This window comes from Pseudomonas sp. Z3-8 (assembly GCF_051131975.1).
Taxonomy (GTDB): domain Bacteria; phylum Pseudomonadota; class Gammaproteobacteria; order Pseudomonadales; family Pseudomonadaceae; genus Aquipseudomonas.
This window is the reverse complement of the sequence record NZ_CP071643.1, coordinates 4,585,936-4,612,122: the sequence shown is the minus strand read 5'-3', so window position 1 is coordinate 4,612,122 and position 26,187 is coordinate 4,585,936. Positions and strand designations below refer to the sequence as shown.

At 61.3% G+C, this 26,187-nt stretch carries 27 protein-coding genes, 1 tRNA gene and 1 pseudogene; 15 read left to right on the top strand and 14 right to left on the bottom strand.

All coding sequences use genetic code 11. From position 1 onward, the window contains the following. Positions 1-55 precede the first annotated feature (55 nt). Together J3P94_RS21125 and olsB are read right to left on the bottom strand one after the other, a co-directional pair. Entirely contained in the window at positions 56-850 is a 795-nt protein-coding gene (locus tag J3P94_RS21125) for a lysophospholipid acyltransferase family protein (RefSeq protein ID WP_434569530.1), read from the bottom strand. Beyond that, positions 850-1,605: an L-ornithine N(alpha)-acyltransferase gene (gene olsB / locus J3P94_RS21120; RefSeq protein ID WP_305496260.1), complete on the bottom strand. Its 756-nt coding sequence runs from the start codon at positions 1,603-1,605 to the stop codon at positions 850-852. The genes J3P94_RS21125 and olsB overlap by 1 nt, the downstream gene beginning before the upstream one ends. Positions 1,606-1,757: 152 nt before the next feature. Between olsB and J3P94_RS21115 the strand changes: the two genes are divergently transcribed. From J3P94_RS21115 to J3P94_RS21095, 5 genes are all read left to right on the top strand, one after another. Next, the gene (locus tag J3P94_RS21115; RefSeq protein ID WP_434569529.1) at positions 1,758-2,642 is read left to right on the top strand and encodes an acyl-CoA dehydrogenase; all 885 of its coding nucleotides are present in this window, start codon (positions 1,758-1,760) and stop codon (positions 2,640-2,642) included. 163 nt (positions 2,643-2,805) lie between these two features. Continuing rightward, on the top strand, positions 2,806-3,900 hold the full coding sequence (locus J3P94_RS21110) for a serine hydrolase domain-containing protein (protein ID WP_434569528.1): 1,095 nt from the start codon (positions 2,806-2,808) through the stop codon (positions 3,898-3,900). Further along, complete coding sequence (locus tag J3P94_RS21105) at positions 3,897-4,208, top strand: amidase (RefSeq protein WP_434569527.1); 312 nt, start codon at positions 3,897-3,899, stop codon at positions 4,206-4,208. The genes J3P94_RS21110 and J3P94_RS21105 overlap by 4 nt, the downstream gene beginning before the upstream one ends. A 117-nt stretch (positions 4,209-4,325) precedes the next feature. Next, positions 4,326-4,916 carry a YceI family protein gene (locus J3P94_RS21100; protein WP_434569526.1) on the top strand — a complete coding sequence of 197 codons (591 nt, stop codon included), beginning with the start codon at positions 4,326-4,328 and terminating at the stop codon, positions 4,914-4,916. Position 4,917: 1 nt separating this feature from the next. Next, positions 4,918-6,075 (top strand): phospholipase D-like domain-containing protein, encoded by a 1,158-nt coding sequence (locus J3P94_RS21095; protein WP_434569525.1) that lies wholly within the window; start codon positions 4,918-4,920, stop codon positions 6,073-6,075. 119 nt (positions 6,076-6,194) lie between these two features. On the opposite strand, the gene bglX is transcribed toward J3P94_RS21095, so the two are convergent. Continuing rightward, complete coding sequence (gene bglX, locus J3P94_RS21090; protein WP_434569524.1) at positions 6,195-8,486, bottom strand: beta-glucosidase BglX; 2,292 nt, start codon at positions 8,484-8,486, stop codon at positions 6,195-6,197. 260 nt (positions 8,487-8,746) lie between these two features. On the opposite strand from bglX, the gene J3P94_RS21085 reads away from it, so the two are divergent. The 5 genes from J3P94_RS21085 to J3P94_RS21065 all read left to right on the top strand — a co-directional run bounded on the left by J3P94_RS21085 (position 8,747) and on the right by J3P94_RS21065 (position 13,173). Continuing rightward, positions 8,747-9,355 (top strand): LemA family protein, encoded by a 609-nt coding sequence (locus tag J3P94_RS21085; RefSeq protein WP_305496253.1) that lies wholly within the window; start codon positions 8,747-8,749, stop codon positions 9,353-9,355. Between the two features lie 107 nt (positions 9,356-9,462). Further along, complete coding sequence (locus J3P94_RS21080; RefSeq protein ID WP_434569523.1) at positions 9,463-10,212, top strand: TPM domain-containing protein; 750 nt, start codon at positions 9,463-9,465, stop codon at positions 10,210-10,212. A 27-nt stretch (positions 10,213-10,239) separates the two neighbouring features. Further along, positions 10,240-10,857 (top strand): TPM domain-containing protein, encoded by a 618-nt coding sequence (locus J3P94_RS21075; protein ID WP_434569522.1) that lies wholly within the window; start codon positions 10,240-10,242, stop codon positions 10,855-10,857. A gap of 290 nt (positions 10,858-11,147) precedes the next feature. After that, positions 11,148-12,365, top strand: coding sequence for a class I SAM-dependent methyltransferase (locus J3P94_RS21070; protein WP_434569521.1), 1,218 nt, complete (start codon positions 11,148-11,150; stop codon positions 12,363-12,365). Between the two features lie 226 nt (positions 12,366-12,591). After that, entirely contained in the window at positions 12,592-13,173 is a 582-nt protein-coding gene (locus tag J3P94_RS21065; protein WP_434569520.1) for a DJ-1/PfpI family protein, read from the top strand. A gap of 164 nt (positions 13,174-13,337) precedes the next feature. On the opposite strand, the gene J3P94_RS21060 is transcribed toward J3P94_RS21065, so the two are convergent. After that, positions 13,338-14,357, bottom strand: a complete 1,020-nt coding sequence (locus J3P94_RS21060; RefSeq protein ID WP_434569519.1) for a DUF4917 family protein — start codon at positions 14,355-14,357, stop codon at positions 13,338-13,340. A gap of 232 nt (positions 14,358-14,589) precedes the next feature. Between J3P94_RS21060 and J3P94_RS21055 the strand changes: the two genes are divergently transcribed. The 3 genes from J3P94_RS21055 (at position 14,590) to J3P94_RS21045 (ending at position 17,776) form a co-directional block, all read left to right on the top strand. Further along, positions 14,590-15,939, top strand: coding sequence for a diguanylate cyclase domain-containing protein (locus J3P94_RS21055; RefSeq protein ID WP_434569518.1), 1,350 nt, complete (start codon positions 14,590-14,592; stop codon positions 15,937-15,939). A gap of 346 nt (positions 15,940-16,285) precedes the next feature. After that, positions 16,286-16,789 (top strand): DUF4142 domain-containing protein, encoded by a 504-nt coding sequence (locus tag J3P94_RS21050; protein ID WP_434569517.1) that lies wholly within the window; start codon positions 16,286-16,288, stop codon positions 16,787-16,789. Positions 16,790-16,867: 78 nt separating this feature from the next. Next, a complete protein-coding gene (locus J3P94_RS21045; RefSeq protein WP_434569516.1) occupies positions 16,868-17,776 on the top strand; it encodes an SDR family oxidoreductase in 909 nt (302 codons plus the stop codon). A gap of 51 nt (positions 17,777-17,827) precedes the next feature. Here J3P94_RS21045 and J3P94_RS21040 read toward each other — a convergent pair whose 3' ends face one another. After that, on the bottom strand, positions 17,828-18,232 hold the full coding sequence (locus J3P94_RS21040) for a low affinity iron permease family protein (protein WP_434569515.1): 405 nt from the start codon (positions 18,230-18,232) through the stop codon (positions 17,828-17,830). Positions 18,233-18,408: 176 nt separating this feature from the next. On the opposite strand from J3P94_RS21040, the gene J3P94_RS21035 reads away from it, so the two are divergent. Beyond that, positions 18,409-18,555 (top strand): hypothetical protein, encoded by a 147-nt coding sequence (locus J3P94_RS21035; RefSeq protein WP_434569514.1) that lies wholly within the window; start codon positions 18,409-18,411, stop codon positions 18,553-18,555. A 146-nt stretch (positions 18,556-18,701) separates the two neighbouring features. Here J3P94_RS21035 and J3P94_RS21030 read toward each other — a convergent pair whose 3' ends face one another. From J3P94_RS21030 to J3P94_RS21020, 3 genes are all read right to left on the bottom strand, one after another. After that, positions 18,702-19,112 carry a type II toxin-antitoxin system HicB family antitoxin gene (locus J3P94_RS21030; RefSeq protein ID WP_434569513.1) on the bottom strand — a complete coding sequence of 137 codons (411 nt, stop codon included), beginning with the start codon at positions 19,110-19,112 and terminating at the stop codon, positions 18,702-18,704. Beyond that, positions 19,113-19,328: a type II toxin-antitoxin system HicA family toxin gene (locus J3P94_RS21025; RefSeq protein ID WP_434569512.1), complete on the bottom strand. Its 216-nt coding sequence runs from the start codon at positions 19,326-19,328 to the stop codon at positions 19,113-19,115. It abuts the gene before it with no gap. Between the two features lie 275 nt (positions 19,329-19,603). Beyond that, complete coding sequence (locus tag J3P94_RS21020) at positions 19,604-20,233, bottom strand: LysE family translocator (protein WP_434569511.1); 630 nt, start codon at positions 20,231-20,233, stop codon at positions 19,604-19,606. Positions 20,234-20,377: 144 nt separating this feature from the next. Between J3P94_RS21020 and J3P94_RS21015 the strand changes: the two genes are divergently transcribed. After that, a complete protein-coding gene (locus J3P94_RS21015; RefSeq protein ID WP_434569510.1) occupies positions 20,378-20,854 on the top strand; it encodes an Lrp/AsnC family transcriptional regulator in 477 nt (158 codons plus the stop codon). A 290-nt stretch (positions 20,855-21,144) separates the two neighbouring features. Here J3P94_RS21015 and J3P94_RS21010 read toward each other — a convergent pair. From J3P94_RS21010 to atzF, 6 genes and pseudogenes are all read right to left on the bottom strand, one after another. Then, positions 21,145-21,218: transfer RNA gene (locus J3P94_RS21010), tRNA-Gly, on the bottom strand. Positions 21,219-21,366: 148 nt separating this feature from the next. After that, positions 21,367-22,251, bottom strand: coding sequence for an alpha/beta fold hydrolase (locus tag J3P94_RS21005; protein ID WP_305496238.1), 885 nt, complete (start codon positions 22,249-22,251; stop codon positions 21,367-21,369). Between the two features lie 309 nt (positions 22,252-22,560). Continuing rightward, positions 22,561-23,253, bottom strand: coding sequence for a pseudouridine synthase (locus tag J3P94_RS21000; RefSeq protein WP_434569509.1), 693 nt, complete (start codon positions 23,251-23,253; stop codon positions 22,561-22,563). 35 nt (positions 23,254-23,288) lie between these two features. Beyond that, a complete protein-coding gene (locus J3P94_RS20995; RefSeq protein ID WP_434569508.1) occupies positions 23,289-23,507 on the bottom strand; it encodes a cysteine-rich CWC family protein in 219 nt (72 codons plus the stop codon). Next, positions 23,500-24,117: pseudogene (locus J3P94_RS20990) on the bottom strand (GGDEF domain-containing protein); the annotation flags it as partial. The pseudogene J3P94_RS20990 and the gene J3P94_RS20995, both read right to left, overlap by 8 nt. A gap of 282 nt (positions 24,118-24,399) precedes the next feature. Then, positions 24,400-26,178 carry an allophanate hydrolase gene (gene atzF / locus J3P94_RS20985; RefSeq protein ID WP_434569507.1) on the bottom strand — a complete coding sequence of 593 codons (1,779 nt, stop codon included), beginning with the start codon at positions 26,176-26,178 and terminating at the stop codon, positions 24,400-24,402. Positions 26,179-26,187 lie beyond the last annotated feature (9 nt).

The window sequence follows — 26,187 nt, the reverse complement described above, 5'->3', positions numbered from 1 at the left end:
TTAAATCGCTATCGCGAGCAAGCTCGCTCCCACAGGGACCTCATGCGGATTCGGATCAAGCCGCAATCGCCGCAGGCCGTACCGGCGCTTGCTGTTTCTCTGGAATCGTTCCGAACAGCGCCTTGTGCACCGCCTGTTGCGCCTGGAACGCCAGGGCCGCGCGTTCCTGGCCGTGGCAGGCGATGGGCTCCAGCAAGTGGATTTCCACGTCGCCCAGGTCATTGGCAAACAGGCGCATCAAATGTGACAGCAGGTCATCATCGCCAATGAAGGGAGCCAACAAGTCGGGTTCGCCGTTACGCAGGTAACGGATCGCCACCGGTTGCAAGGCCACGTCGGCATCGATGGCCGCCGACAGCAGGCGACCATGGAACGTGCGCAGCGAACGTCCGTCGGTGGTCGTGCCCTCAGGGAACATGAGCAGCGGATGCGCTTGCTCCAGATGGCGGCTCATCTGTTTGCGAATCAACTGGCTGTCGCCCGAGCCGCGCCGGATGAACAGGCTGCCGGCCTTGGCCGCCAGCCATCCAGCCACCGGCCAGGTGCGCACTTCGGCCTTGGACAGGAACGACAGCGGCGTGAGCATGCCCAGCAGCGGAATGTCGGTCCAGGACACATGGTTGCTGACCCACAGCATCGGCTGTTTTGGCAGGTGTCCATGAACGGTGACGCGAAAGGGCAGGGCATTGCTCAGTCGCGCCATGAAAAACCGCGACCAGCGCTGGCGGCGCACCATCGAATGGGCCAGCCCCAGGCGTTCCAGCAGCCCGAACACACTGGCCATGGCCAGGCCCAGCGCGACGACCAGCAACACGCGCGCGATTCGCGCGTACACCCGCAGCCGGCTCATCACACCGCCGCCTTGAAGTGACGGGCATAACGCGGGCAGAGTTCGTCGCGCTTGAGCAGGATGAACACGTCGGCGACCTGGAAATCCTCGTCCCAGCACGGCTCGCCGCAAATCTTCGCGCCCAGGCGCATGTACGCCTTGAGCAGCGGTGGCATCTCGGCGATGACGTTGGACGGAACGTCGAGTGCCGGCAAGGGTTTTTTCGGCACGGCTTGCAGGTGTTCGGTGCACAGGTAGCGTTCGCGCAGGCGTTGCATGATTGCCTGGGCCTGGATGCCGCCGTCTTGCATCGGAATGCTCGCGCAACCCATCAGGTAGCTGTAGCCGCCTTCATTGAGGACTTCGGCCAGTTCGCCCCAGAGCACCGCGATGGTACCGCCGTTGCGGTAGGCCGGGTCGACGCAGGTGCGGCCGATTTCCAGGATCGGACCCTGGAGATGGACCAGCCCGTGCAGGCTGAATTCTTCTTCGCTGTAGAACCGGCCCAGACTGCTGGCGGCCTGGTGGTCGAGCAAGCGGGTGGTCGCCACGAGGCGGCCGGTGTTCAGGTCGCGTACGCCGATGTGGGCGCAGTGAACATCATAGTCATCCATGTCCAGACCCAGTTCCGCGCCCTTGAGCTTGGCGTTGAATTCGCCGCTGAAGACGTTGAAGCGCAGGGCCTGTGCTTCTTGCAAGGCCTTGGCGCCAATCAGGCGTTCGGCTTGCAGGCGGCGTTCATTGCCGGTGTCGCTGATGCGGGCGATCTGAGTCATAGCGAATCTCCGTGCGGGCTTTACACCCGTCTTGGGGTGAGCCAATCGACTTTCTTTATGCAGCCATGTTGTGCAAAGTCAGGCTATGTAGCCCCGGTGTCATCGCCATGAAGCTTTGGTGATGCTTATATGACAGCCCACGAGGAACCCCCATGCCTTGGCAAACCCTGATCGAACGCGGCGAGCGGTTGCCTGCCTTCATGGATCTGGCGGAAGGTCACGCGAGCTTGTTGCAACGGCTGGGGCCGGTCACGCCATTCGAGCTGGCCGTGGCCGGCGCAAGGTTGATGGCCACGCCGGGGCTGGCGTTCCTGGTGGGCTACCAGGCGGCCCTGCGGGCGCTCTGGCCAAGCGCGCCGCAGAGCCTCGGCGCCTTGTGCGCCACCGAGCAGCGCAGCCTGCGCCCGGCGGATATGCAGACCCGTCTCAGCGACTTGCGGGTGAATGGACGCAAGGATTTCGTCACCGCGGGCGATGCCGCCGAATGGCTGCTGATCGCGGCCCGAAGCGAAGCGGCCGGCGAAGCACCGCGGCTGAAGCTGGTGGTGGTCTATGGCGGAGAACCTGGAGTGAACCTGGAAAAACTCCCCGCCATCCCCTTGATGCCGGACATCGGCCATGCTCGGGTATTGCTCGATGGCGCGTTGTGCGAAGTGCTGCCAGGTGACGGCTGGGATGCCTACGTCAAACCGTTCCGTACCCTGGAAGACCTTTATGTGCTCAGTGCAATGGCTGCCTGGCTCTATGGTGTGGGCCAGGAGTGCGATTGGCCGCAGGCCTTGCAACTGCGTCTGTTGGCGTTGCTGGCGGGGTGCGCGGAGGTGAGTCGGCAAAACCCGTCCAGTGCGGCCGGGCATGTGCTGCTGGGTGGGCTGTTCGCGCAGTTCAAGGGGCTTGATGCCGAATTGAATGAGGCACTGGCTGCTGGGCCGGCGTCGTGGCGAGAAATGTGGGGGCGCGACAAAGGAGTCATGGACATCGCGGCGGGCGCGCGGGCCAAGCGGTTGGCCAAGGCGTTGGAATCTTTATTGGCTTGACGGGCCTCTTCGCGAGCAAGCTCGCTCCCACATAGGGCTGTGTCGCACATGAGACCCATGTGGGAGCGAGCTTGCTCGCGATGGCGTCCTCCCAGACCCCATCAACTCAAACTGTCATCAAGCCCGGCTAGGCTCTGCAGGTTAAATCCTGCGAGCCCCACGCATGTCCAGACGCTGGCTGTTGCTCCCGCTGTTGCTGTTGACCCTCACAGCCCGCGCTGAAGAGTGGCCGTCAGAACAATGGCCAACCGGCCCGACGCCCACTGGGCCGGCCCTCGAAGCGCTGGAGCAATACGCCTTTACCCAAAGGGATGACAGCACCCGCGAGGGCATCCGCACCGACGCGCTCCTGATCATCCAGGACGGCCGACTGGTCTATGAACGCTACGCCGGACCCACGACCGCCCAGACTCCGCACCTGACCTGGTCCATCAGTAAAAGCCTGCTGGCGACAATCTTCGGCGTGGCCTACGGCGAAAGGCTGTTTGCCCTGGATGATCTTGCTGCCAAGTACTACCCGCCGCTGCAGCGACACCCGGACATGACCCTGGCCGATCTGTTTCATTGGACTTCCGGCCTGGACTGGCAGGAAGACTACGAATACGCGCCACTCAATTCCTCAGTCGTGGCGATGCTCTACACGCGGGGGCGCCACGACATGGCGGCGTTCACTGCCGCGCACGCAAGCTTCGGCCCGCCCGGGCAAGTGTTCCGTTACTCCAGTGGCGACAGCAACCTGCTGGCGGCGGCGCTGAAAACCATCGTCGGCCCGGCACGCTATGCCGACTACCCCTGGACGGCCCTGTTCGAACCGCTGGTCATCCGCCACGCGACCTGGGAAACCGACGCCAGCGGCACGTTTGTCGGGTCGTCCTATGCCTACCTGACGGCGCAGGACCTGGCGCGTGTCGGCTTGTTGATGCAGCGCGATGGCCGCTGGGGCGACCGGCAACTGGTGCCGAAAGACTGGATAGCATTCAATCGCGAGCCTTTCGCCGGTTTCCAGGCGGGCCAGGACGAAGCCGTGCCTGGCGGGCATTGGTGGCTCAATCGCGGTGCCGACGCCACCCTCCGCCCATGGCCTGACGCACCGCCGGATACGTTTGCCGCGCTCGGTCACTGGGGCCAGGCGCTGTATATCATTCCCAGCGCCAGGCTAGTGATCGTGCGCTACGGCGATGACCGCGACGGCAGCTACCGCCACAACGAATTGCTCAAGCGCGCCATGGCGGCCTTCGCCGGGGCGGTGCGACCATGAGACGCAACGTGTTGCTCAGCCTGGCGTCGGTGCTGCTCATTGCCCTGTTCGGTTGGGTCTGGCTGGAACGGGTAGCCCTGCAGGCCTTTCCCGGCATTATCAGCGCGTACACCGCCAAGGAGTATTGCTCGTGCCGCTATGTGATGCGGCAGCCAGCCGAGTATTGCCGGGGCTACGTGAAGCAGTCGGTACCCATCAGCGATTTTTTCGAGACCGTTGAAGCCAGACGCGTCACCGTCAGCGGGTTGGGGCGTAGCCACAGTGCGCGCTGGATCGGCGAGCGGCAGGGGTGCCGGTTGGAGCCCTGAATGCTGATTCAAGGATTGCCTTTGTGGCGAGCCAAGGCAGTTGTCGAAACCGACAGTTTGCAATCGCCCTCGTCCCGGTTAAGGTTCGCCACAGGTTTCTCTGCCCTCCGAGTCTGTATGTTCAAGCGGTTTCTCCCCCACGCTGTCGTCACGTTGCTGCTGGCCTGCGCCGCATTGCCGGCCCAGGCCGATTGGTACCTGGACGGCGAATCGTCGCGGCTTTCGTTTATCAGCAGCAAAAACGGCAATGTGTCCGAGGTCCAGCGCTTTCTGGTGCTTCATGGCCAGGTCCAGCCCAAGGGCCTGGCGCGGCTGGAGGTCGAGCTGGAGTCCATTAACAGCGGCGTCCCGCTGCGGGACGAACGCATGCGCGCCGAGCTGTTCGAGATCAAGCAGTTTGCCGAAGCCACCATCACCGCGCAGCTTGACTTGATGCCGATCCAGGACCTGGCCAACGGCGCACAGTTGGAGCTGCGCCTGCCGGTAACGGTGGACCTGCATGGCAAGCAGCACGAATACAACGTGCAACTGCTGGCGACGCGCCTGGATGAGCGACGCTTCCAGGTCGTGACCCTGGAGCCGGTGGTGCTCAACGCGGCGGATTTCGGCCTGGCGCCGGGCCTGGAAAAGCTGCGCGCACTGGCCGGATTGTCGACTATCAGCCTGTCGGTGCCGGTGAATGCGGTGCTGATCTTCACGGCGCGCTGACATGAGCGGTCCGGTATTCCCTTGGCGCGAAGGCAATCGCTTCGAGTTGCTGATCGACGGTCCGCAGTTCTTTCCGCGCATGCTGGTGGAAATCGCCCGCGCCCAGGAGCAGGTGGAACTGGAGCTGTATCTGGTGGAGGCGGGCGCTTGCGCCGAGGCGATGGTCCAGGCGCTTGTCCAGGCCGCCGAGCGGGGTGTTCGCGTGCGCTGCCTGTTCGACGACTACGGCAGCCTGGCGTTTACCCTGGGCCTGCGCAATCGCCTGGTCGAGGCAGGTGTGGAGCTGCGGTTCTACAATCGCCTGAGCTGGCGTCGCTGGGTGCGCAATCTTTACCGCGACCATCGCAAGCTGCTGCTGGTCGATCAGCGCCTGGCGGTGGTCGGCGGCACCGGGGTCACCGACGAATTCTGGAACCCTTTGGAAGACCAAAGCGACTGGCACGAGGTGATGGTGGAAATCGTCGGCCCGCTGGTGCTCGACTGGCAGCTTCTGTTCGACCGCCAGTGGCTCGCCAACCGCCATCGTCGGGCCTGGAAACCGGCTTCCAATTTCGGCTTGCCGCGCTTGCCCCGTGTTCCGCCGGTGGGCGAGGGTATGGGCCGGGTGGCCTATGCCGACGCCCGCCAGCACCGCGACATCCTGCAATCACTGTCCCGGGCGTTAAACAGCGGCCAGAAACGTATCTGGATGGCCACGCCGTATTTCCTGCCGACCTGGAACGTGCGTCGCTCCTTGCGCAAGGCCGCCGCTCGGGGCGTCGATGTGCGTCTGCTGCTGACCGGCCCGCGCACCGATCACCCCTCCGTGCGCTACGCCGGCCACCGTTATTACCCGCGCCTGCTCAAGGCCGGTGTGAAGATCTATGAATACCAGCCATGTTTCCTGCATTTGAAAATGGTGCTGGTGGACGATTGGGTCAGCATCGGCTCGTGCAATTTCGATCACTGGAACCTGCGCTTCAACCTGGAGGCCAATCTGGAAGCACTGGACTCAGGACTGAGCAAGGCCGTGGCGGCCAGTTTTGAGCGCGATTTCGACCAAAGCCTGCAAGTGAGTCTCGACGCCTGGCAGCGTCGGCCGCTGTGGAAGCGCGTCAAGCAACGGTTGTGGGGATGGGTGGACCGGCTGGTGGTGAATCTGCTGGATCGACGGGGTTAGTCCAGACACCACAGATACAACTGTGGGAGCGAGCCTGCTCGCGAAAGCGGTCCGACAGTCAATGATGCAGTGACTGAAGGATCGCCTTCGCGAGCAGGCTCGCTCCCACAGGGGGATTTTCAGAGCAACTCGAAACTCTGCTGCTTCACGTCCTGGGAATCCAGGCCGATCTGCACGTTGAACTTGCCCGGTTCAGCGGCGTACTTGAGCTGGGCGTTGAAGAACTTCAGGTCGTCTTCGGTGATGGTGAAGTGGATGACTTTCTTCTCGCCGGCCTTGAGCATCACCTTGCGGAAGTTCTTCAGCTCTTTCACCGGACGGATGATCGAGCCGGTCACGTCCTGGATGTACAGCTGCACCACGGTTTCACCGTCACGCTCGCCGGTGTTTTCCAGGGTGATGCTGGCGTCGAGCTTGCCGGTCTTGTTCAGCGTGGTGGACGACAAGGCCATGTCCGACAGGTTGAACGTCGTGTAGCTCAAGCCATAGCCGAACGGGTAGAGCGGGCCGGTGGTGTCGTCGAAGTATTGCGAGGTGTAGTTGCCCGGCTTGCCCGGCGTGAACGGCCGGCCGATGCTCAGGTGATTGTAGTAGGTAGGAATCTGCCCGACCGAGCGTGGGAAGGTGATCGGCAGCTTGCCCGACGGGTTGTAGTCGCCGAACAGCACGTCAGCAATGGCGTTGCCGCCTTCGGTGCCGCTGAACCAGGTTTCCAGGATCGCATCGGCTTGCTGTTGTTCTTCCAGCAGCGACAGCGGACGGCCGTTCATCAGCACCAGCACCAAGGGTTTGCCGGTGGCTTTCAGGGCTTTGATCAGCTCGCGCTGGCTGGCCGGGATGTTCAACTCGGTGCGGCTCGAGGACTCGTGGGACATGCCACGGGACTCGCCCACGGCGGCCACGACCACGTCGGCTTCCTTGGCTGCTTTCACCGCTTCATCGATCAGCAGCTGGGCCGGGCGCGGGTCATCCACCACTTCCGGTGCGTCGAAATTGAGGAAGTTGAGGTAGTCGAGCACCTTCTTGTCGCCGGTGATATTGGCGCCACGGGCGTAGATCAGCTTCGACTCGCCGCCCAGCGCACGGGCCATGCCGTCGTACACGGTGACCGACATGGCCGGGCGACCGGCGGCGGCCCAACTGCCCATCATGTCGATCGGCGCCTTGGCCAGCGGACCGACCAAGGCGATCTTCGCGGTCTTCTTCAAGGGCAGGGTCTGGTTGCGGTTTTCCAGCAGGACCAGGCTGCGGCGCGCCACGTCACGGGCATCGGCGCGATGCATGCGGCTGTCGGCATAGACGTCGGCCGGGTCATCCTCGGCCTTGCCGATGCGCAGGTACGGGTCCTTGAACAGGCCCATGTCGTACTTGGCGGCCAGCACTTCACGCACCGCGTTATCAAGGTCGCTCTGCTCGATTTCGCCAGCCTTGAGCAGCCCTGGCAGCTCTTTGCCATAGAGCGAGTCGTTCATGCTCATGTCGATGCCGGCCTTGATCGCCAGTTTGGCCGCTTCGCGACCGTCCCGGGCGACGCCATGCTTGATCAACTCGAAAATCGCCCCGTGGTCGCTGACGGCCAGGCCCTTGAAGCCCCATTCCTTGCGCAACAAGTCGTGCATCAGCCAGGTGTTGGCGGTGGCCGGCACGCCGTTGATGGAGTTCAGCGCGACCATCACCCCGCCTGCACCGGCGTCGATAGCGGCGCGGTAGGGCGGCAGGTAGTCCTGGTACATTTTCACGGGGCTCATGTCCACGGTGTTGTAGTCCCGGCCGCCTTCCACCGCGCCATACAGGGCGAAGTGCTTGACGCTGGCCATGATGCTGTCGGCGGCGTTGGCGCCGCTGCCCTGGAATGCCTTGACCATCACCCCGGCAATGCGCGACACCAGGTAAGTGTCCTCGCCGAAACCTTCGGAGGTGCGGCCCCAGCGCGGGTCGCGGGAGATATCGACCATCGGCGCAAAGGTGATGTCCAGGCTGTCGGCCGCCGCTTCCTTGGCCGCGATACGGCCGGAGCGGTAGATGGCGTCCATGTCCCAGCTCGAAGCCAGGGCCAGGGGAATCGGGAAAATGGTCCGGTGGCCATGGATCACGTCATAGGCGAAGAACATCGGGATCTTCAACCGGCTGCGCATGGCCGCGTCCTGCATCGGACGGTTTTCGTCGCGGGTAATGGAGTTGAACGTACCACCGATGTTGCCCGCGGCGATTTCCTTGCGAATCATCTCCCGGGGCATTTCCGGGCCGATGCTGATCAGGCGCAGTTGGCCGATCTTTTCCTCGAGGGTCATTTGCTTCATCAGGTTGCTGATGAAAGCGTCCTTGTTCTCTATGGGGGCTGGCAGGTTGTCGGCTAATACAGGTTGAGTGGCCAGGGTGACAAACAGGCCCAGCAGACACAGCTTCTTCATGAATGGTTTTCTCGCAAGCCTAAAGGGCGGTGAACAGGACACGCCGGTCAGCCTGAATGTGAGGAGCGGCTATTGTTGTTCGGGTGTATCCGGATAAATGCAGCACACTTTCGAACCCATGGGGATGAACTAAGTTTCGCACCGGGCATCTTTTAGCCCATCGACCCGATTCAATCCAGTGCGGCGGCGATTATGCCCCAGACGCCGGTAAGATAGGTGGCGGTGTTTTTTTAATGCAATGCAAGGGAGCGCTCGATCCGATGAATCCACGACTGAACCACCTTCGCGGCCTGCAAATGCTGGCCCTGATGCTGTTCACCACGCTGTTGGCCGGTTGCGGCATCAATAACATCCCGACGCTGGACGAGCAGGCCAAGGCGGCCTGGGGCCAGGTGCAGAACCAATACCAACGCCGCGCCGACCTCATCCCTAACCTGGTGGAAACCGTCAAGGGTTATGCCCGGCATGAGCAGGAAACCCTGACCGCAGTCATCGAAGCGCGGGCCAAGGCCACCTCGATCCAGGTCGATGCCAATACCTTGGACAATCCGGAAAAACTCAAGCAGTTCCAACAAGCCCAGGACCAGTTGAGCGGGGCGTTGAGCCGCTTGATGGTGGTGTCCGAGCGCTACCCGGACCTGAAGGCCAACCAGAACTTCCTGGCCTTGCAATCGCAACTCGAAGGCACCGAGAACCGCATTGCCGTGGCGCGTCGCGACTTCATCCTGGCGGTGCAGAAGTACAACACCGAAATACGCACGTTCCCCGGCCGCCTGTGGCACAGCGTGATGTACAGCGACTTGCCGATCCGCGAAACCTTCGAGGCGACCAGCCCGAATGCCGAAAAAGCGCCTGAAGTGAAGTTCTGAAAAAACTGTGTGAGCGAGCTTGCTCGCGATGGCGGCCACACATCCAGCATTGATGCAAACTGATCCACCGCTATCGCGAGCAAGCTCGCTCCCACACAGGAGTTCTGATGCGAGTGTTGAAATTTGGCCTGGTGCTGTTGCTCTGGGTGTTCGCAGTTACGGCCCAGGCCGAATTGAAGTTCCCGGCATTGACCGGGCGGGTGGTGGATACCGCCCAGATGCTGGAGCCCTCGGTGCGCACGCAACTCGATGCGCAGCTCAAGGCCCATGAACAGGCGACCAGTGAGCAGGTGGTTGTCGTCACCCTGCCGGACCTGCAGGGCGCCAGCATCGAAGACTTCGGTTACCAATTAGGCCGCCACTGGGGCATCGGGCAGAAGGATAAAAACAACGGCGCGCTGCTGATCGTCGCCCGCGATGACCGTAAACTGCGGATCGAAGTGGGGTACGGCCTGGAAGATCGGCTGACCGATGCCCAGAGCTCGGTCATCATCAATCAGGTCATCACTCCGGCATTCAAGACGGGAAATTTCAACAAGGGCATCAGCGACGGCGTCGCGGCGATGCTCGTGGTGTTGGGCGGCAGTCCGCTGGATGAGCCGGCCCCTGCGTATGACGCGGGAGGGCAGGGTGAGGGCGACTTCATCGACCGGCATGCGGGGCTGATAATCTTCCTGGCGATGCTGTTCATCCTGACGATAGGCGTTTGCCAGGTGCTTGGTATCCTGCCGAGCAGTGGCGGTTCCGGCGGTGGCAGCTCCAGAAGCGGCGGTGGCGGTTTCGGCGGCGGCGGTGGCGGAGGCTTCAGCGGTGGCGGTGGCAGTTTTGGTGGCGGCGGTTCGTCGGGCGGCTGGTGAGCATAATAATGAGCAGGCATTTTTGACATGGCATTACTGACTGAACACGAACAACGCAAGGTGGCCGAGGCCATTGCCCGGGTCGAGCGCGACACCGATGCCGAACTGGTGACGGTGCTCGCTGCCCGCGCCGACGACTACGCCTACATCCCACTGCTCTGGGCCAGCCTGCTGGCCTTGGTGGTGCCCGGCGTGGCGCATTACCTGACGGGCTGGCTGACCACGCACAGCTTGCTGTTGGTGCAGTGGGGCAGTTTCATCGGGTTGTGCCTGCTGTTTCGCCTGCCTGCTATCACCACGTACCTGATCCCTCGCTCAGTACGTCACTGGCGAGCGTCGAACCTGGCGCGCCGGCAATTTCTCGAGCAGAACCTGCACCATACGGTGGACGGCACAGGCATGCTGATTTTCGTTTGCGAGGCCGAGCGGTATGTGGAAATCCTGGTGGACGAGGGCATTTCCAAGCGACTCGACAATAAGCATTGGGAGGCGATCGTCGCGGCATTTACCCAGCGGGTTCGCCAGGGCCAGACGTTGCAAGGCTTTGTGACGTGCATTGAAGCCTGCGGCGAACTGCTCAAGGCGCATGTGCCGGTGACCCATGCGCGCAATGAGTTGCCGAATCGGTTGGTGGTGCTCGGCTGACACTATTTTCTGCCGGACACCGTTGTGGCGGGAGCGCCTTTGTGGCGAGGGAGCTTGCTCCCGCTGGAGCGCGAAGCGCTCCCCATCGGTCTGAAGGGTTGAGTCAGGCCTGAGATCGGGCGACTGCTTCGCAGCCGAGCGGGAGCAAGCTCCCTCGCCACAGAAGCCTGTTGACCTATGAAGATGGACTATCACTTTTGCACCGTTGGGGAAATTCCCCGTGCCCTGGCCTCCCATCCCCCCTAAAATACCCGCCATTCCCGATCCGCCCGCCCCGAGGCCGCTTTTCCATGTCCGTCACTGCAACTTCCGCCCGTCCCGCGCCGGATCACCACGCCCAGTTCATCGAGCTGTTGCAGGCCAGCCTTGGGCAGAACGCCTTCATCAAGCTGGTGCTGGCCAAATACGTCGGTGACGAAGCCGATCTGCAGCGGCTGATCATCAAGCAACTGACGGTCAAGGATCAGCCGTGCCTGTCCTTCGTCTACCGCTACAAGACGCGCGACATCACCAAGAATTTCCCGCTGGTCGAAGGCGTTGAGACGGTCGCCGCGCTGTTGCCGGCCTCGTTCAAGAATGCACATCTGCTGGCAATCACTGACGAGGCGCAGCTGGAGTACAGCAAGAAGGGCAAGAGCTCGTTGTTCAAGAGCAAGCCCCAGCAGCTGCGGGAAGTGCCGTCCGCGGGGCACAACCGTGAGAAAAACCGCTTCCTCGATCTGAGCCGGCCGTTCCTCGCCGACCTGGGCGTGACTAACCACAAGCACGAGCTGATTCCGGCGATGTCGCGCAAGTGGAAGCAGATCAACAAGTTCATCGAAGTCTTCAGCCACGCGTTGACGTCTTCGCCGCTGGCGCTGGACAAACCGGTGCGGGTCGCGGATTTCGGCTCGGGCAAGGGCTACCTGACGTTCGCCATCCATGATTACTTGCGCAACACCTTGCAGGCCGAGGGGCTGGTGACAGGCGTCGAATTGCGCGAGGACATGGTCAAGTTGTGCAATGAAGCCGCCGCGCGGCTTGAGCACCCGGGCCTGGAGTTCCAGCACGGGGACGTGCGCAGCGTGGCGCCGCGTGAAGTGGACGTGATGATCGCCCTGCATGCCTGCGACATCGCCACCGACTACGCGATCCACATGGGCATCCGTTCGGGTGCCTCGATCATCATGTGTTCGCCGTGCTGTCACAAACAGATCCGCTTGCAGATCCAGAGCCCGGCGCTGCTCAAGCCGATGCTGCAATATGGCCTGCACCTTGGCCAACAGGCGGAAATGGTCACCGATAGCCTGCGGGCGCTGTACCTCGAAGCCTGTGGCTACGAGACCAAGGTGTTCGAGTTCATCTCCCTGGACCACACCAACAAGAACAAGATGATCCTGGCGGTCAAGCGCGCCGAGCCGGTGGATCCTGCCGAACTTCTTGCCAGGATCGAAGAGCTCAAGGCGTTTTACCACATCACCGAACATTGCCTGGAAACGCTGCTGCGGGCTGACGGCTACCTCGCTTGAAACCGCTGCTCGAAATCCTGTGGGAGCGAGCTTGCTCGCGATTGAACGATGACGCGGTATGCCTGAAACACCTTATCGCCTGAATCGCGAGCAAGCTCGCTCCCACAGGGGGCGACCGACACGCCGCTGTGCAGCCCGTCAGCCAGTGGACAGAGTTTCTCCCTGTTCTGTTACAGCGGACTACCTTTAATGCGTTCCCCCCACGCATCCCAAAGGAGCCCATGCCATGGCCGCGAAGAAAATCCTCATGCTGGTCGGCGATTACGTCGAAGATTATGAAGTGATGGTGCCTTTTCAGGCCCTGCAGATGATCGGCCATACAGTGCACGCGGTGTGCCCGGACAAAACCACCGGGCAGACGGTGCGCACCGCGATTCATGATTTCGAAGGCGACCAGACCTACAGCGAGAAGCCAGGGCATCTGTTTGCCATCAACCATGATTTCGCCAGCGTCCAGGCCAGCGACTATGACGCACTGCTGGTGCCGGGCGGTCGTGCGCCGGAATACCTGCGCCTGAATGAAAGCGTCCTGCAACTGGTGCGCGATTTCGACCTGGCGGGCAAGCCGATCGCCGCGGTGTGCCACGGTGCGCAATTGCTGGCGGCGGCAGGCATCCTGGAAGGGCGCGAATGCAGTGCCTATCCGGCCTGTGCTCCGGAGGTGCGCCTGGCCGGCGGGACGTTCATCAATATTCCAGTGACCGAAGCCCATGTCCAAGGCAACCTGGCCACGGCACCGGCGTGGCCCGCCCATCCGAACTGGCTGGCGGGGTTCCTGACGCTGCTGGGCACGGCCATTACCTTGTAGAAGCCAGGGGCTACGCGCCGCACTCGTCCGATAGAGTGAGCTCTTGTGGCGAGGGAGCTTGCTCCCGCTGGAGCGCGAAGCGGTCCCATCGCGTAAATGGCGACCGCTTCGCAGTCGAGCGGGAGCACGCTCCCTCGCCACGGTTCTGCGCCGCCCCGTCGGATTTAGACCTCCACCGGCACCGCCAGCTTCGGATCGCCCAGTGGGTGGGTCTTGGCATCGAAGAAGCGCAGTTGCGTGTCCAGGCCCTCGAACAATCTGGCGTAATGCCGCTTCTGATGTTGGATGAACGCCTGGCTGCGCGGGTAAATCGAGATGGCCACGGTCCTCGGCGCCGCTTGGCGCAGGGCATGGACGATGTGGCTATCCTGCTCGCCCAAGGCATGGCCGAACAGACACAGATTGTCGTCGTGGTGCAGCAACTGGTCGTAGCAGAACGACAGGTAATCGCTGCTGCGGATGGTCTTGAGTTTGTCCTGGCTCGGCCCTTCGCTGACAAAAAGCGGCACGTCGTCGAGGGTCTTGAGGGTGTTGTTGATGGCAAAACTGCCCAACAGCGTGCCTTCGGTGGAAGCGAGCTTGCGTGCCGTGCCGTCCTGGTTGCGCACCAAATGCAGGCCGCCGTGCAGATACAACAGGCGCGGCTTGTCTGTACTGGTCCGACTCGGATCGAAGCTGTGATCGGCACCCAGGAACAGATCGGTCAGGGTCTCGGGCGTATGCTGGATCGCCCAATAGCTGAGCAGATCGTAGTTGGTGGTGAACACTGTGCGGTAGCGGCCCAGCTCCTGATTGAGACTTCCCAGGGTCGAGGGTTGCACCAGTCGCCAGGGGATATGCACCGCGTGCACGGTGTTGATCAAGGCTTCCTTGATTGCGTAATAGCGATTGCGCGGGGCGGCGGAGCTGACGGCCAGGGCCTTGTTGACCCGGCTGGTGGTTTTCAACGCGCCCAATACCTGCTCGAAACTGCGTGTCTGCAAGGCGTCGAAGACGCTCAGTTCCGAAGGGCTCAGTGGTTTTTCCTCGACGGTGCGGGCGTTCTCGAACAACGAGTCATAGCCGAAATCGTCCCACACGGCGCGGCTCGCGCCATTGCCCACCAGCAGGCCGCTGAAAGCGGTGTTGGTGCGCAACGTCTCCCAATTGTCGAGCCGGGCGTCGTATTCCTGGAAATCGGTCATTGCGAAGGTCATCTCAAAACGTGGCAAAGGGCAGGACGCGACTTTATCACGACCCAGTCTTGAGCCAGATCAAGATACGTCGTGACCGGCCGATAACCTTTAAGGCGTTCTGGTCGAGCGGTTTACTGCGGCGGACCGGGCGCCTGGGCTATCCTCACCGGTATCAGGGCGCGCGCTGGCCTGGCGATTTCCCGGTTTGTTCATTGCTGCATTCCCGGATGGCTTCTGTGCCATGGATATTCGAAACTCCACGCCGCTGGCCGGTTACCTTGATCTGCTGATGGATGCCGTGTGCGCCGTCGACGCCCTGGGGCGTTTCGTGTTTGTCAGTGCCGCCAGCGAGCGGATCTTCGGCTACACGCCCAAGGAGCTGATCGGCCGTTCGATGATCGATATGGTCCACCCTGCCGACCGCCAGCGGACCCTTGATGCGGCGCGCGAAGTCATGCGCGGAGAACCCAAGCTCAATTTCGAGAACCGCTATCTGCGCAAGGACGGTGGGGTCGTCCATATCCTCTGGTCGGCGCGCTGGTCCGAGCCTGACCAATTGCGGATCGCCGTGGCGCGGGACATCACCGAGCGCAAGCTGGCGGAGTCTCGGCAGGCCGCGTTGTACGCGATCTCCGAGGCCGCCCATGCGGCTGCCGACCTGCTGGCGTTGTTCAAACGTATCCATTTGATAATCGGCGAGTGGCTGCCAGCACTGAATTTTTCGGTGGCGCTGTATGACGAGCAATGTGCCCAGCTCAACTTTCCCTATCACGTCGACGACCGGGAGCGACAGCCGGAACTGCCGGGTACGACCATCGGACGTTTGTGTGCCGAGGTCATACGCAGCGGTCAGCCGATCCTGCTGACGCCCGGCTCCAGCTCGTTGCCCGTGGAGCTGCACGACCTCGTGGCGAAACCGGACGCGCCGTGCTGGCTGGGGGTGCCACTGAATTCGCAGAGCGGCACGATTGGCGCGTTGATCGTCAAGAGCGCGGCGGATAACGAGCGCTACACCGAGCAGGACAAGGAATTGCTGCAGTATGTTTGCGTGCAGATTGCGATTGCCATCGAGCGCCAGCAACTGCATACCCGGTTGCAGCACATGGCGCAGTACGATCAGCTCACTCAGGTACCCAATCGCGAGCTGCTGCGTGACCGCTTCAAGGCCGCGTTGACCACGGCCCGTGTTGCATCGGGGCGGATGGCATTGCTCTACATCGATCTGGATCGCTTCAAGCAGATCAACGACACCTACGGTCATGCCGTTGGCGACATGCTGCTGCAAGCGGTGGCCAGCCGACTCAAGGGTTGCATACGTGACACCGACACTGTCGCGCGCATCGGTGGCGATGAATTCGTGGTGCTGCTCCATAGCATCCAGAGCGTGGCAGACGCCGACCGGGTGCAGGAGCAGATTCGTCACGCGCTGGCCCAGCCGCTGCGGCTGGACGGTCATTGCCTGAGCATCGAACCGAGCATTGGCGTGGCATGTTTCCCCGAACACGGCACGGAAGACATCACCTTGTTCCGCCACGCCGACGAGGCGATGTACGCAGCCAAACGCCACAATCACCGGGCCTTCGGCATCTGACACCTCACCGTTCGTCGTCGCGCCAGCGCTTTTTCCAAACCTTGAATGCCGACTCCTTTCAAATGAAATACGGGGTAGGCATGCCCATCATTCATGCAATACGGAGGGCTCGAGCATGCGCGGGTCAAGCAACATTTATCCGGGAAACATTGCTCATGATCGAACGAAGGTGTCTGAAGCGGGTCGCAAAAGTGGGAGAACCACCACCGCGAGTGTCGATAAAAGTCCGCTGAAGGCTGAGATCGGCCGCAAGCCGGATCGCACGACTCGCTGAATATTCAACGGTGGTTCTGATTCAGCGGCGGGGAAACCCCGGCGCAATTTTCTATCAGAGGAGGGCGTGACCATGAGCCGGATGGCCACCTTTTTACGCACCACCAGTGTTGTCGTGCTGATGGGCCTGGGTGCCAGCAGTGCCTGGGCCCAGTCACCTGCCGAATTCATCGACGATGCATCCGCCAAAGGCATGGCTGACATCGAAGCCAGCCGTGCCGCACATTCGAAGGCGGAATCAAGGGAGGTCAAGGATTACACCATCATGGTGATCAACGACCGCACTACCGCCAACCAACACCTGGCGAAAATCGCCAAGAAGCTCGACTTGCCCGTCGCGCCCCGGGAAGAAGTCGCGGACAAGGCCAAGACCTTGATGCCGCAAGTGGCCGAGGGCGAGTCGTTCGAGGCGGCATATGCCGCCAGCCAGGTCAAGGCCACTGAGGAAGCCATCGAGCAGATCCAGCAACAGGCCCAGACCACCAACGTGCCGGAGATCAAGGCGTTCGCCGACGAAACCCTGCCCAAATTGCAGACGCATCTCGAGATGGCCAGGGCGCTGCAGGCCAGTCGCTGATTTGCCGCACCTGTTTTTACCTCAGGACCGGGACGCCAGCGTCCCGGCTTGTTTTGCCCGCCGAAAAGGAGAACCTCGATGTCTACACGCCGAGAACCCAACCAATACGCGATGCAGAATCCACTGACCCAATACCCTCGTCCGGAATTCCCCGACCAGCCGCAATCTCCTCCCGGCATTGACCAGGACATGGAACCACAGCCCGATCACGGCGAAAAAACCTATCAAGGCTTCGGTCGCCTGGAGGGGCGCAAGGCGCTGATCACGGGCGGCGATTCGGGGATCGGTCGCGCGGCGGCCATTGCCTATGCCCGCGAAGGCGCCGATGTAGCTATCAACTATCTGCCCAGCGAGGAACGCGACGCGCAGCAAGTCATCGAGCTGATCAAGGCCGAAGGCCGCAAGGCCATTGCGATTCCGGGAGATCTCAAGGACGAAGCGTTCTGCGTCCAAATGGTGAAGATGGCGCAGCAGGAGCTCGATGGCCTGGATATCCTGGTCAACGTCGCCGGTAAGCAGGAAGCGCAAAAGGACATTGCGGACATCACCACCGCGCAATTCGACGACACCATGAAAACCAACATCTACGCGATGTTCTGGATCTGCAAGGCCGCGATACCGCTGATGCCGGCCGGGGCGACGATCATCAATACCGCGTCGATCCAATCCTACGATCCGTCCGCGACGCTGCTCGATTACGCCACCACCAAAGCGGCGATCGTGGCGTTTACCAAGGCGTTGGCCGGACAGGTCATCAGCAAGGGAATCCGGGTCAATGCCGTGGCTCCGGGGCCGATCTGGACAGTGCTGCAACCCAGCGGCGGACAGCCTAGGGAGAAGATCCCTACATTCGGCTCCCAGGTTCCGATGAAGCGTCCGGGGCAGCCAGCGGAATGTGCGCCGCTGTACGTGCTGCTGGCGTCGCAGGAGTCGAGTTATATCACCGGAGAAGTGTTTGGCGTGACGGGTGGGAATCCGTTGCCCTGATGCGCGGCATTCGGATGCGCGAGCGTTGCAACAACGCTCGCGCATCTGCTTTCAGCACTGGTTCAAGTCGACTTTTTTCTCTTCTTCTACACCCTCAAGGCTCTTGGCCTCGTCTTTGCCCATGTCCTGGTAGCGCTTGCGCAACGCTTCCAGCTGCTTGAGGTCCAGCGACTCGAGACCGAGCATTGCGTTCTGCGCGTCCTTGGTCGCGCGCAACAATTCATCGACTTTCAAGTGCAGGATATCGGTATCGCGGTTTTGCGTGTTCTGGATCAGAAACACCATGAGGAAGGTGATGATCGTAGTCGAGGTGTTGATGATCAGTTGCCAGGTGTCATTAAAACCGAAGAACGGTCCGCTGGCGGCCCAGAGCGCCAACAACACAATAGCTCCGAGAAAAGTCTTGGGACTTCCTGCCCATAGGGCCAGTTTTTGAGCAATCTTTGCGAACGTCATTGCTGTGTTTCCTTAGTGGATGCACCTGTCTGGTGTGACAGCAACGCAGCGGCGAAAATTCTACTTACATTTCAATCCGAACCTCCGTCGACGTTCATCGTTCGGGACGAAGACTGGCGCAACCATTTGCTCTGCCTGATGGTCACTCCTTAAAGCCTTCATCGACGGAGTACACCATGAACCTCACCCGCACCTTCTGCCTCGCCTGCTGCCTGTTCGCACTGCAGGGCTGCTTTGACAATTCGGATAACGAGACCAAGGACAACACCGACGGCACCAAGTCTTCGGTGCAGATGCAGGAATCCAAGTCAGAGAGCAAATAAATGACATAGCCCAGGCAAGGCTATGTACAAACCTGTGGGAGCGAGCCTGCTCGCGAAGGCGTCGGATCATCAACCTGGATTGACTGTTCCACCGCTTTCGCGAGCAGGCTCGCTCCCACAGGTTCTTGTGTTTCGGCAGGTATTGCTCAGCGTCCTTGTTGCAAAACCTTGAGTGCCGCCGATGCCAGGAAGCCTGACCGGCTTTTTTCTTCCGGATGATGCAGCACATATTCATCGATACGGTTCAGCAGGTAGCCGGGCAGGGTGATGTTGAGTTTCTGCGCCTTGCCCAGATATCGGGTCACATCAATGTCCACCAATGCCCAAGCGCACCCGGCATATTTCGGATTGGCCGCGTGCAGCGTCACGGTGTTGGCCGGCGGAATGGGCGAACCATCTTCGGCAAGAATTTCAAAGTGCCCTTCGATGGCCTCGCGCGCCATGGCCATGGCATCGTCCAGATCATCGCCTGCGGAAAAACAACCAGGGATATCCGGCACTTCAACGCCCCAGGCGTGGTGCTCATCGCCCATGGAAATCGCAATCGGGTAAAGCATTCAATCGTCCTCCGGGGAAGCTGGGCAACTGGCCGTCTGGAGCAGGGCCTGTTGCAAGATACTGATGGCCGTTTTCTTGAGCAGGTCCTTCTTGGGATGAGGAACCGTAACCAGTCCCGGTTTGGTCGGGTGCTTGAAATGGTGGTGACTGCCTCGGATCCGTACCAGGTACCAACCATCCGCAACAATCTGGCTTATCAGGAATCGGCTGTTCACAACACCTCCGTGGTGTGTGTGGTAGGTACTATACCTACTGGAAAGGAATGATCAACACTATAACCACCGTTAGCGACGACCGGGATCGAGTGGGATCTACGTCCTGAAGTCTAGAAGCGGCGCAGGACAAGGCGACGGAGAGTCGAATTGGGTCTATTTCCAGATGTGAGACGCAAGGAACATTTGGAGGATCGCAACCCGTGGCGAGGGAGCTTGCTCCCGCTGGGCTGCGAAACAGCCCCGGTTTCAGCGATTCGCAGACATATCCACAGGACCTACGACTGCTGCACAAACGTCAGCCGTACCGCAAACCCAATCAGCAGGCTGCCAAACAACCACTGCTGCACACGTTGGGCCGAAGGCGATCGCTGAAGCCAGCGTCCGAGCACGACGCCCACGAGTGCGTAGGCGCTGTCGAACAGCAGGCCGACGCCGACCAGCACCAAACCGAGCATAGCGAATTGCCCCAGCACCGGCCCGCCCTGTGGGTCGATGAACTGCGGTAGCAACACTGAGCAAAACAGCAACGCCTTGGGATTGAGCAGGTTGGTCAGCAGACCGCGTTGTATCGCTTGGTACCACTGTCGCTTTCCGACATCGGCGTCAGCTCCTTCAAAGCTTGGCACCAACGTGGTTCGCAAACACTGGAACCCGATCCACGCCAGATACGCAGCCCCGGCCAGGCGCACCACATCAAAGGTCCAGGGCGCGGTCTTGAATAACACCGAGAGCCCCATTGCCGCCAGCGCGACATGACATGCCCGGGCAATCCCCAAGCCTACCGCCGTCGCCAGCGCCGCAGCCTTGCCCTGACGGGCGCCGGTTTGCAGCACCAGGATCATGTCCGGCCCGGGCAACAGATACGCCACCGTCAACGCCATGAAAAACAACCAGAGCTCTGTCATTGAACGCCCCTCCAATCTGTGAATTGAAGGTGTCAGTCTATGGCCGAAGGGCAGGGCAGGTGGTTGCGTAATCAGCTTCTAAAGCTCTAAGAATTGGCATAGCCTGCCAACTAATCGATCAATTCAATCGGAAAGTGCCAAATTATGAGACTTGATGCCTTCGACCGCAAAATCCTCGCCGCACTGCAACGGGACGGCCGACTGAGCAACGTACAACTGGCCGAGGAAATCGGCCTGTCCCCCTCGCCATGCCTGCGCCGCGTGCGAATGCTCGAGGAAGCGGGAGTGATCCGCGGCTATCAAGCCATCCTGGATCGCGATGAAGTGGGCCTCGGTATGACGATCTTTGTCGGCATCAAGGTCGAACGGCACACCGATGAACGAGCCGAGGCATTTCGCCTGGCGGTGACCGCGCTACCCGAAGTGATCTCGGCATTCCTGGTGTCAGGCGAGTCGGATTTCCTGCTGCAAGTGGTGGTGCCGGACTTGCGGGCCTATGACCGATTTGTCACGGGCAAGCTGCTGAAGCTGCCGGGGGTGAGTGACATTCGCAGTAATTTTGCGATCAACACGGTGAAGGCTCCGGGGGCGTTGCCGTTGGGGCATTTGGCGGGGGAGTGAGGCTGTTGCTGCAATGCCGAAAGCAGCCACTCTTGTGAGCGCTTCGCACTCAAGCGGGAGCAAGCTCCCTCGCCACGGGCGTCACTCGTTCTTGAGATTATGACCTGTCTTTCTTGCAACGGTCCGGTGTCAAGGATGCGCAACGTCTCGCAACAGCCTTCGGATAAAGCCGCTGGCCTGTTCATTCCAGATCATCGCCAACCAAAAAACAGACCAAAAAAAACCGGCCACCAGGAGCCGGTTTTTTTATCCCCCGTCAAAACCATCACGACGCGGGACCAGAATTCGATTGGAGCGGGTGAAGGGAATCGAACCCTCGTTATCAGCTTGGGAAGCTGGAGTAATGCCATTATACGACACCCGCTCAGAGCGGCTGACTTTGTACCAGATGTGGCCTGGGATTTGAAGTTTTTCTTTCCGGACGGCGAGGTCATCCGTCTACGCAAGCCTCAAACCAGAGCGGTCATTCGCGAGCAAGCGCCGTTGCCGGAGACTTGCTCGCGATGACTTTTTCAGATGGCCACTGCATGGTAGTCCTGCACATAGCTGTAGCGCGGTCGGCTGGCGTGGTGGGTTGGCTTGAGGAAACCCAGCAGCGCCTCGCGGCTGTCGCGGCAGGCGGCCTTGTGTTCCATGTCGAGGAAGTGCCCGGTGGCTTGCAGCGTGGTGAAGCTGCTGTGCTGGACATGGTTGGCGAAGAGCCTGGCGTCGGTGGCCGCGGTGTATTCGTCCCATTCGCCATTCAGGAACAGCACCGGCACGTTGATCTTTTTCGCCGCGTTGACATAGCACTGCTGGTCGCTGTGGAGCACGTCGTTGATGTGAAAGTGCATCTGTCCGTATTCATGCTCGGCCAGGTTGCTGACGTGGCGATAGTTGAAGCGCTTGAACAGCGGCGGCAGGTGCTTGCCGATCGTGCTGTTGACCAGGTGTCCGACACGATCGCCGTCCAGGCTGCTCAAGTAGTCCACGCCCCGTTCCAGGTAGTCGCGCATCGGTGCGTTGAGCACCGGTGAGAAAGAACTGATCACGGCTTTTTCGATGCGCCGCGGGCGCTGGGCCAAGGCGGTCAGGGTGGCGGCTCCGCCCCAGGAAAACGACAACACGTGATCGGCGGCGAAGTGGTCGATCAGCTCCAGCAGGATCTGGCCTTCGATTTCCTTCGTCAGCATTTTCTCGTGGCGGTTGTGAGCCTTGGACTTGCCCGCGTAGGGCTGGTCGTACAGCACGACATTAAATTGCGGGTAGAGGTTTTTGGTGGTCTGAGCAAACGACGCGGTGGTGGCCATCGAGCCGTTGACCAGGATGATGGTCTTTTGCGCGGCGTCTGCGCGATAGAACTCCGTGTAAACCCGATACTGACCCTGTATATCCAGCACAGCGATTTCTGGCCTCATGTCATAAGACTCCTGGCAAGCGGGTATGCGCGCAATGAGATTGCACGGGCAATGTGACAGGTAGGCATACGCCTGGAAGATAAGGCCCATGTCGATCCGCGCAAGCCGGTCGACGGGTGTTGTTATGGCGGGCAATTTGCCGGCGAACGAGGCGGAACCTGAGGGTTCCAGCCGGCAAAAAGTTTCTTAGAGGTATGGGGTGACTCGTCGGTCACATTTCGGCCGACGGTTTGATTCAAGCAGGGGGGAGGCCGTTGCGCAAGTGCTCTTTGAAAATTGTCCGACACTTCTGCCCAGCGGTCGTTTGGCTCAGATCAGGCCAACTTCTTCTGGGCTCAAGGCGCGGTATTGGCCCGGCGCGAGATGAGGATCCAGCAGCAGCGGGCCCATGCTTTCACGGTGCAGGCGCAGCACCTTGTTGTTGAAGTGACCAAACATGCGCTTGACCTGATGATAACGGCCTTCAACGATGCTCAAGCGCGCGGACGTCGGCCCCAGTTGGGTCAATTGCGCCGGTTGGGTGGTGAGGTCTTCGAACGCAAAGTACAGGCCTTGGGCAAACGTGAAGGCGTACTCGGCGGTAATGGTTTGCTCGGTCTCGACGTAGTAGACCTTCGGCAGTTTGGTCTGCGGCTGGGTCAGGCGCCGCGACCAGCTGCCGTCGTTGGTGATCAGCATCAACCCGGTGGTGTTGAAGTCCAGGCGACCGGCAATGTGCAAGTCGTCCTTGTCCGGTTCGTCCAGTAGATCGAGGACAGTGCGGTGCTGCGGATCGCAGGTGGCACTGACGCAGCCGGGCGGCTTGTGCAGCATGAAATAGCGCGCCGGTCGGCCTGCTTGCAGCACTTCGTCATCCACCTCGACGCGGCTGAATTCACGCACCTGTGCCTGTGGATCGTTGACGGTCTGGCCGTCGATCCGCACGCGCCGTTCCACCAGCAGCAGACGGACCTGTTGGCGGTTGAAACGCGGCAGGTTACTGAGGAAACGGTCAACGCGCATGGGCAGTTCGGGCAAGGGAGCTGGGGGCGGGCATCTTACGTGATCGATTGAGAATTGGCGCGCAACTGGTCATCGACCCGGGCGCATCGCGGGCACAGGCAGGATTGGTTGCGCAGCTCGGCCGGCAAATTTTCCAGCACCGCCGGGTCGATGCTCACGCCGTAGCACCAGCAGGCACGATCAGCGGTTTTCGGATTGGCCAGGGTGCAGTCGTTGGTGGCGCCACACGCCGGGCAGAGATCGGGTTTATTCATAACTGGAATGAGGCATTTCCACGCAGGTTCGGTTGCTTCCGGTCTGTCGGGCGCGTTGCAGCGCATGATCGGCCCGGGACAGCAGGCTGTGCAAGGTGTCTTTGTCCTGCAAGGTGGTCAGGCCGATGCTGATGGTGATCCGCAATTGCTTGCCGCTGCAAAAGTAGCGCTGTTGCTCGATGCGCTGGCGAATTTTCTCGGCGATTTTCAGAGCGTTCTGTCCATCGGTGTCCTTGAGCAGCAGGACGAAGGCATCGGCGCTCCAGCGGCAGACAATGTCTGAATGGCGCAGTGTATCGGTCAGGTCGCGAGCGAAACCCGTCAGCAACTGATCACTGGCGATGTGGCCGTGGTTGGCGTCCAGTCGCTTGAAGTCATCCACCTCCAGCAACAGCGCGCTCAGTGGCCTGGGCTCGCGTTGGGCTTCGTGCAGGGCCTGTACCGCAAGCAGGTCGAAGCCCCGCCGATTGGGCAGCTCGGTGAGGCCGTCAAGAATCGCTTGGGCATCGATCCGCCGCTGGTAGCTGACCATCAGCCGATGCAGCACCACGAGCGCGGCCACCGTCACCATCAGGCCGATCAGCAGATTGAAATACAGCGTCTTGAGCACGTTGTCCCGCAGCGATGTGTTGGCGGCGTAGTAACCCAGCAGCGACGTCACCAGGAAGCCGGCGCCGAGCAAAATGGCCAGGATGAGCACCGGCGAGCGCTGGGAATACAACGGCGAACGAAGCGACATGGCGATTCCCTTGGAGTGACCCGATGGAATCAGTTTAGTGGCCCTGTAAGAAAAGACATTCGGATTTACAGCTTTGCAAGATCGTGGCGAGGGGATTTAGCGAAACGTCGCGCCGCCCAGCGGGGGATAAATCCCCTCGCCACAGGGTGCTATTTACTGACGGGTACTCAGATAAGCCCGCCATCCGCCCAGATGACTGATGTCCTGCGCGCCGTCCAGACCATACGGCTCGCAAATGAAGCCGCTTTCCCAGCGTCCGTCGGCCAGTTGCACCTTACCCAGCCCCAGCGGTGCCGGGATACCGGTGAGGAACGAACCCAACTCGCTGCTTGGCAATTCCCAGACTTCCACTTCGATCGCCACGCCTCCCTCGCCGACCCGAAGCATGCCAGGGCGCAGTGGCGGGCCGCCGGCCAAGGCGTAGAGGCGATAATTCGCTGAGCTTCGGGTCGCCTCGATCAGGCGGGCGCCACGTTGCTTGAGCTGCCAGTTCAAGGCCAGCCCATCCAGGTGCGCGCCGCACACGACCAACCGTGCCCGATCATGGCGCGCCGGGTTGGCAGGCACTGGCAGATCAGGCGCTTGCTGACGCTGCAAGGCGTCGGCCACGCTCAGCAGGTACTGATCGGTGAAGGCGCGGCCGAACAGCGTCACGCCCCAAGGCAAACCGTTGGCCATGAATGCGCTGGGAACGGCCACGGCGGCGTAGTCCAGCAGATTCATGAAGTTGGTGTAATAACCCAGTTGCGAATTGCGCAGGAGCGGTTCGGCGGCGAGTTCGGCGAGCGTCACCGGGCGCCCGATGGTCGGGGTGAGGACGCAATCGAACGCTTCCATCGCGCGGTCGCATTGGGCCTTCAGCGCCTGCAAACGGTACTGGGCACGGAAGGTTTCCACGCCGGTCACCGTCGGCGCTTGCGCCAGCACGGCGCGGATCACCGGCAGTACCGCGTCGGGTTCGCGCTCCATCAGTTCCCCGGCCACGCTGTAGCGTTCGGCAACCCACGGCCCCTCATAGAGTAGGCGTGCCGCTTGGAGGAAGGGTGACAAGTCCAACTCGACAGCTTCGCCGCCCAGGTGTTCGAGGCGCTCGATGGCATCGGCGAACAGCCGTGGGCCTTCGTCGCAGTCGAAAAATTCCAGGTCTTGCCGGCGGGGCACGCCGAAGCGAAAACATCGTGGCGCGCCGAACGCCGCGCCGTCGTTCCATTGCGGGTTGGGGCGGCTGTATTCGTCGCGCGGGTCGAGACGCGCAGTCAATGCCAGCAGCTGGCTGGCTTCGCGTGCCGTCGCGGTGAATGTGGTCACGCAGTCCAGCGTACGGCAGGCCGGCACCACGCCAGCGGTGGAGATCAGGCCCTTGGTGGCTTTCAACCCCACCAGGTTGTTCAGCGCCGCAGGCACGCGGCCTGAGCCGGCGGTGTCGGTGCCCAGGGCAAAGCTGGCCACGCCCAGGGCCACCGCCAGCGGCGAGCCCGCGCTGGAGCCGCCCGCCGGGTAGTCGGTCAGCACGCTGTTGCGGCAAGCCCCGTAGGGCGTGCGGGTACCGTTGAGGCCAGTGGCGAACTGGTCGAGGTTGGTCTTGCCAACAGGAACCGCACCCAGCGCCAGCAATTGCTCGACGATGCTCGCCGAACGTTGCGGCACGTAGGCAAAGGCCGGGCAGGCGGCGGTGGTGGGAATGCCAGCCAGGTCGATGTTGTCCTTGATCGCGAATGGCACGCCATACAACGGCAGGCTTTCCAGGTCGCGGTTTTCCAGTGTCGAAAGGTAAGGTTCGAGTTCCTCGGGCGAGAGCAGGTGGATGAACAGGTGATAGTCCGGGTTGAGCGCAGCGGCTTTTTCCCGCAGGGCCAACAGCAGCTGACGCGGTGTGGTTTCACCCTTGCGATAGGCGTTGCGCAGGTTGTCCAGGCGCAGAGAGAGGGTCATGGCGTTAAT